The following is a 2,802-nucleotide window of genomic DNA, read 5'->3' as shown; positions in this document are numbered from 1 at the left end:
AAGTGATCAGTGGAGGTAGACTATTCCAGTAATGAAGATAACAATGTATCCAAGAAGTTTTACTTTTTTATCCCCGCTCTGCCTTATTAAGCGCTTCCGTAGGATCACCAGATAAATCTGCTTTAAGAAATCCTGGCGTTTCTGGCAAGGCTATCGCCAAATTATCAGCATCCATCACTTGCAATTTTAGATTCTTAGCCTTGATGTCTAGTACATGACCTCCATGTTGACGGTCGCTGGAGAGAATATGGAGATGATAGCCAGATATGTTGAAGCTTTTAGCATAGGTAGGCGACCAAAAACCAAGCAAAGTTCCAGACATATTCGTGAACTTAAAATCTCCCTGATGACTTGTTGCAGCAACAAGGTCAGTACCAGGCGCAGTCTTACATGCAACCCGATAATGAATTTCATCAAAGATGCCATCGATACGAACTGCAGTAAAGAGATTTTCAGAGCGACGAAGGGAATCAATCTGCTTACAAAGATCCTCCCAACTATTCACCGAGTCAATCATTACACTGCGATCAGCCTCAAATTCAGCGCTTACCCAAAAAGGGGCTGTCGCAGAATCTAGGGGCTCAACAACCGACCCATCCGCCAATGCTTGATAAACATGTCCATCGAGCATTAGACCTTCACCATTAAGAGCATCGTAAGTGCCTAGACCAAAATTGCCATGCTCCTTAATCGTTCCAACCGTGACACACCCCTGATAAACACCTTGCACTAAGGCAGTCGAAGTTGACACCTGATACAGCGTGTGATGTTCCAAACCAAGCGCCTTTGCTAGCGAATCTTGGACCAGATGATCAATAGTATCGCCAGTCGAAGCAAAGCGCTTTTGCAATGCGTTATAGAGCGACTCAGAGACATTAATGTTGAGGGCCTGGCTACCTGGTATGTTTGACTTTGCCATGGTGATTAGTTAACAAAGCTCTGAGCAACGTCTTGCATTAGACGCTCATTCAGACTGTAGTCAACAGGGACATGAATGAGAACGGGTACGTCATATTTGAAAGCTTCTTCAAAAATATCTGGAAGCTCATCTGCGGACTTAATGCTATAGCCCTTGCAACCAAAAGATTCTGCAAACTTGACCGGGTCATAGTAACCAAGCGTAACCCCAGCCGTTTCGCCGTAGCGTGCTTGCTCCTGAAAACCGACCATATCATAAGAACGGCTATCCCAAATAACGTGAACGAATTTGGCACCAACACGCACGGCAGTTTCCAACTCGGTTGCAGTAAATAAGAAGCCACCATCTCCAGATGAGGAGAGGATTCTTTCGCCGGGATAAAGTAGACTCATCGCAATTGCCCAAGGAAGAGCAACACCGAGTGTTTGCTGACCATTGCTCACTAAAACTTTTCGTGCCTGGTCAGCAGCGCAATAACGATTCATCCAAATATAGTTAGAGCCTACATCAAGAGCTACATGTGTATCAGGTGTTATTTGCTTTTGAAGCTCATAGACAAGACGAAGAGGCTCAACAGGAAACTTGTTCATTAACTTACCCTCCTCTAGGGTATCACCAACCTCTTTGATAGCTACTTTGGCGGCCGACATAAATGCTGAATCAATTTGCGTCACAATTCCAGCAGTGAGCGCATCCAAAGACTCGCCTATGCCACCAATTAATTCTATGGTTGGTAGGAACGCATTATCCTGATAAGCAGCGATGGAATCTAGGCAAATAACTGGACGACTCAAGTTAGTGTTCCAAATAGAAGGATCATATTCAATTGGATCGTAACCAATAGTGAGTACTGCATCTGCCTGATCAAGTAACTTATCTGCAGGTTGATTGCGGAATAAACCAATACGTCCTGCGTAAGTTGCTCCACTGGACGATGCAACCCATCCACCTGCCCCCTGAAAGGTTGAAACATAGGGGATCCCAGATTTCTTAAAGAAATTGATTAATGCATCAGATGTATCCTGACTCGATGACTGCATACCGAGAATAGCAATGGGACGCTTACTCTTCTTTAGAATATCGAGAGCTTCGTTGATAGTGGACTTTGCCGCAGGACCCATTGGGAGCCTCTTGCCCCAAGTAGCATCAACATCACCAGGATAGTCTGCCAAACTAACATCTCTAGGTAGCGACAAAAATACAGCGCCAGGACGTCCGCTTTCAGCAACCCGAATGGCATTACCCATCAATTCGCCAACCTGATCAGGAGTTACCATCTCTACAGAAAGCTTAGTGACTGATTTCATTAAATCAGTGGTATCAAGTGACTGATGTGTTTTCTTCAATCGCTCGTCGACAGGCACCTCACCACCAATAGCTAAAACAGGGTCTCCCTCACTTGTGGCGGTCGCCAGTCCAGTAGTCAAATTGGTAACGCCCGGTCCAGATGTTGCTATACAGACACCGATTTTGCCAGTCAGGCGTCCAAATGCTGCTGCCATGAAAGCTGCATTTTGCTCATGGCGGCAAATAATTAATTCAATTTTGGAATGCTTCAGAGCAAGAAAGAGGCTGTCAATTTTTGCACCGGGGATACCAAATACATGTGTAACCCCATGATTTTCGAGCATCTTAACAATGGCATTAGCGCAGTTTTTGGGATTATTAGGGTGAGTTGTCATATTGGCTGATTTAAGTTGATATGGTGATAAGATTTACAAAAAAGATAATAGCTCAATAGCTATGGTTTAGCAGCTAATCTTGCCCAATTGAGGTGCACATTTAAATAAACATTGTGATGGGGGTAAAAACGGACATAGATATAAAAAATATCTGTTAATTTGAGCAAAATAAGCTGGGGTGTGACCGTCCCTTATTGGCCG

2 protein-coding genes are annotated in these 2,802 nt (G+C 44.3%); both read right to left on the bottom strand.

The annotated features are described in order from the left end of the window. Positions 1-67: 67 nt before the first annotated feature. Positions 68-919 carry an acetolactate decarboxylase gene (budA, locus tag ABWP14_RS11330; protein ID WP_353203079.1) on the bottom strand — a complete coding sequence of 284 codons (852 nt, stop codon included), beginning with the start codon at positions 917-919 and terminating at the stop codon, positions 68-70. Between the two features lie 5 nt (positions 920-924). Then, complete coding sequence (alsS, locus tag ABWP14_RS11325) at positions 925-2,601, bottom strand: acetolactate synthase AlsS (RefSeq protein WP_353203078.1); 1,677 nt, start codon at positions 2,599-2,601, stop codon at positions 925-927. Between the last annotated feature and the right edge of the window lie 201 nt (positions 2,602-2,802).

It is taken from the genome of Polynucleobacter sp. (assembly GCF_040400325.1).
Taxonomy (GTDB): Bacteria; Pseudomonadota; Gammaproteobacteria; order Burkholderiales; family Burkholderiaceae; genus Polynucleobacter.
The sequence above is the reverse complement of the archived record's forward strand: the minus strand, read 5'-3'. Positions and strand labels throughout refer to the sequence as shown.

Excerpts from the sequence above, each read along its gene's own strand:
- alsS (WP_353203078.1), bottom strand. The coding sequence starts at position 2,601 with ATGACAACTCACCCTAATAATCCCAAAAACTGCGCTAATGCCATTGTT.
- budA (WP_353203079.1), bottom strand. The coding sequence starts at position 919 with ATGGCAAAGTCAAACATACCAGGTAGCCAGGCCCTCAACATTAATGTC.